3 protein-coding genes are annotated in these 3,594 nt (G+C 62.1%); all 3 read right to left on the reverse strand.

Translation table 11 applies throughout. From position 1 onward, the window contains the following. The coding region (locus VF672_RS04550; protein WP_331101920.1) for an inorganic phosphate transporter at positions 1-1,535 on the reverse strand (1,535 nt) is incomplete at its 3' end. Positions 1,536-1,660: 125 nt separating this feature from the next. Continuing rightward, on the reverse strand, positions 1,661-2,677 hold the full coding sequence (locus VF672_RS04555) for a transporter (RefSeq protein WP_331101922.1): 1,017 nt from the start codon (positions 2,675-2,677) through the stop codon (positions 1,661-1,663). A 107-nt stretch (positions 2,678-2,784) separates the two neighbouring features. Then, positions 2,785-3,594: aldo/keto reductase (locus VF672_RS04560; RefSeq protein ID WP_331101924.1), on the reverse strand; the 810-nt coding region annotated here is incomplete at its 5' end.

The raw sequence follows: 3,594 nt of genomic DNA on the forward strand, positions 1-3,594 counted from the left end.
AGATTGCGCAAGGTGCGCATTTGCAGCCCGGAGCCGTTGGCGACCATGCTGCCGGCCACCCCCGAAGACAATACGTGGGTGGTCGACACCGGCAATCCGTACATGTCCGCCGCGCCAATGGTCAGCATCGCGACGACTTCCGCCGACGCCCCCTGGGCGTACGTCAGATGGGTTTTGCCGATCTTTTCACCGACGGTGATCACGATGCGTTTCCAGCCGACCATGGTGCCCAGGCCCAGCGCGATGGCAACCGCGACCTTCACCCACAACGGAATGAAGCGCGTCGCGGAGTCGATCTGCTGCTTGAACTGATCGACTTTGGCCTGAGTGTCCGCGTCGAAGTTGCCCACTTTGTTCTTGTCCATCACCCGAATGGCTTCGGACGTCAGGTACATGTCGTTGCGCACGTTGGCGGTGGCTTCTGCCGGCACTTTGGCCAGCGACCCATAACTGGCGACCTGATCGCCGATTTTGCCGGCCATCACGGCCAGCGCCGGGATCAAGTCGGGGGTCGCCTGTTTGTCACGGATGTAGATGGACAGGGTTTGGCGTGAGTCGGCCGGCGCGGGCAGCGGCGCCGCTTTGGTCAGGGCTTGTTGAGTGACCTGCGCGACCGCCGCGAACTGCACCGACTGGTCGGCCGGCATGGCGCGGTTCAGCGCGTAGGCCATCGGCAGCGTACCCACCAGAATCAGCATGATCAGGCCCATGCCTTTCTGGCCATCGTTTGAACCGTGGGCGAACGACACGCCGGTGCAGGTCAGGATCAACAGACCGCGGATCCAGATCGGCGGCGGCGTGTTGCCTTCCGGCGCTTTGTACAGCGCCCGGTTCTTCACGAACATGCGCAGCGCCAGCAGCAACAGGGCGGCGCAGGTGAAGCCGACCAGCGGCGAGAGCAGCAGTGAATAACCGACCTTGGTGGCCTGGGACCAGTCCACACCACTGGTGCCGTCACGGCCGTGCATCAACGCGTTGGCGATGCCGACGCCAATGATCGAGCCGATCAGCGTGTGGGAAGACGACGCTGGCAGGCCCAGCCACCACGTGCCGAGGTTCCACAGGATCGCCGCGATCAGCAGGGCGAAGATCATCGCGTAGCCCGCCGAGGAGCCGACTTGCAGGATCAGCTCGACCGGCAGCAGGGCAATGATGCCGAACGCCACAGCGCCGCTGGAAAACAGCACACCCAGAAAATTGAACGTTCCCGACCAGATCACGGCAAAGTTCGGCGGCAGGGAGTGGGTGTAGATGACCGTCGCGACGGCGTTGGCGGTGTCGTGGAAGCCGTTGACGAATTCAAAGCCCAGCGCGATGACCAGTGCGACGCCCAGCAGAATGAAAGGTGTCCAGGTCAGCACGACGGTACCCAGATCATCCATGTCCTGCTTAAGGCTGTAGCCGGTGTAGAACAGGCCCAGGACCAGCACGACAAAGAAGATCACCATCGTCAGCACGCCAGGCTTGCGCCCGAATTGAGAACTCAGCCCAAGTGCCGGTTGCCGAGCGCCTTGAGCCAGTGTAGGGGTTGCCATGGGGCACAGTCCTGTAGGGGAGGGATGGCGTCCATGATCATTACAAAATATGACAGAGATGCGACACAGGTCACGATTTGCGCGGACTTGCTCGCGAAGGTGCCACCCGCATGGCGATCAACCGCTCAATAATCCCGACGTTTGCGGAACGCCCACCGCCCGGCAATAAAGGTAAACGTCGCCACCAGCGCTACCAATACCCAGAAGCCATGGGGATCGGTCGCCAGCGGTATGCCGCCCACGTTCATGCCGAAGAACCCCGCGACGATGTTGATCGGCAACGCGAGCACGGTCACCACCGTCAGGGTGAACAGCGTGCGGCTGCTCTGTTCATTGAGGTTGGCGGCAATCTCTTCCTGCAAGAGTTTGATCCGTTCGCCGAGGGCGGTGAGGTCGCTGATGACCAGTGCCGACTCTTCGGTGGATTGCCGCAGCTCCTGCAAGTCGTCCTCCAGCAGCCAGTGCGGCGGTCGGTGCAGCAGTCGCATCAGCGAACCGGGCTCCAGGGCCAGCAGGCGTTGCAATCGCACCAGCACCCGACGCATGGCGCCCAGTTCCGTGCGGTTATTGCTCAGGCGTTGAGAGAGCAGTTGGTCTTCGATCTTATCGACGCTGGTGCTGGTTTTGCGCATGAACTGGGCCAGTACCTCGCTCTGATCACGCAGCAGGTGCGCCAGTAACTCCAGCGGCGAGCGAAAGGTTTCGCCCCGCTTGACCGAAGAACGCAACCGGTCCACCGAACGCAAAGGCTGATGGCGCGCGGAGATCATCAGGTGGCTGCGCACGCAGACCCACAAGGTGGCGATGTCGGTGGAGACGCGATTGAAGTCGAAGACCACGTCGTTGACCACCGCGAGCAGGGCCGAGTCTACGTGTTCGATGCGGGTAGAGCGTGAGCCTTCGTGCAGCGCTTCGAGAAATTCGTCAGGCAGGTCCAGGTGCGTTTTCAACCAGCGTTCGCAGCTGGCGTGGGTCAAGTTCAAGTGCAGCCAGATAAATTCATCCGGCGCGCCTGGCTGACGCAGGCATTCCAGCGCGGCCGTCGAGTCCAGCTCTCGGCCAGGCTCGCCGGGACGGAAGCGGAACCCGTACAGCAAGCCGAACAGATCGGAATCCTGATGGTGCGCGATGCGTTGATTCATGAAGGCTCGCAGACGGGGAGTGCCCATCAGGGCACGAGATCGAAGGCGGCATCATCGCAAGGGCTTTTGACAGTTTTGTGACGGCTAGAGTCAGGTCGAAGGCTTGTTCAGACCATTGACAGCCGCGACTTGCGCAGCGGCGCCGGCCATGAGGAATCAATCAGCAGCTCATCCTCAATCGACAGCTCGATGTTTACTGCGGCGGCGTTCAATTCCAGATGGTGCGGATTGACGGCCTTGGGAATGGCGATGACGCCGTCCTGACGCAGCACCCACGCCAGGCTGATTTGTGCCGGCGTGGCATCGTGGCGTTCGGCGACCTCGAGGATCGCAGGGTTCATCAGCAGATTGCCGGCCTGGCCGATCGGGCAGTACGCCATCAGCGGCATCCTGGCGGTCTGCATCCAGGGCAGCAGGTCGTATTCGATGCCGCGCTCTTCCGGGTTGTACAGCACTTGATTGGTGGCACACCCGCCGCCCAGGCCAAGGGCGTCCAGTTCAAGCAGGTCAGACACATCGAAATTTGACACGCCCCAACGGCCGATCTTGCCCGCTTCGCGCAGGCGCTCGAAGGCATCGACGGTTTCTTCAAGGGGGTATTGGCCGGCCCAGTGCAGCAAGTACAGATCGATGTGATCAGTCTTCATGCGCTTGAGGCTGCGCTCGCACGCTGCCGGAATGCCTGCCCGGCTGGCATTGTGCGGGTAGACCTTGCTCACCAGCACCACTTCGTCGCGACGCCCGGCAATCGCCTCGCCGACGACCGATTCAGCGCCGCCCTCAGCGTACATCTCGGCGGTATCGATCAGCGTCAGGCCCAGGTCGATGCCCAGTTGCAGCGCCTCGACTTCCGCCTCGAACTGATGGCGATCCTCCCCCATGTGCCAGGTGCCCTGACCGATAACGGGGACGGTTTT

Origin of the sequence: Pseudomonas sp., from assembly GCF_036387035.1 — a bacterium.
In the GTDB taxonomy this organism is placed as follows: Bacteria; Pseudomonadota; Gammaproteobacteria; order Pseudomonadales; family Pseudomonadaceae; genus Aquipseudomonas.

Excerpts from the sequence above, each read along its gene's own strand:
- VF672_RS04555 (WP_331101922.1), bottom strand. The coding sequence starts at position 2,677 with ATGAATCAACGCATCGCGCACCATCAGGATTCCGATCTGTTCGGCTTG.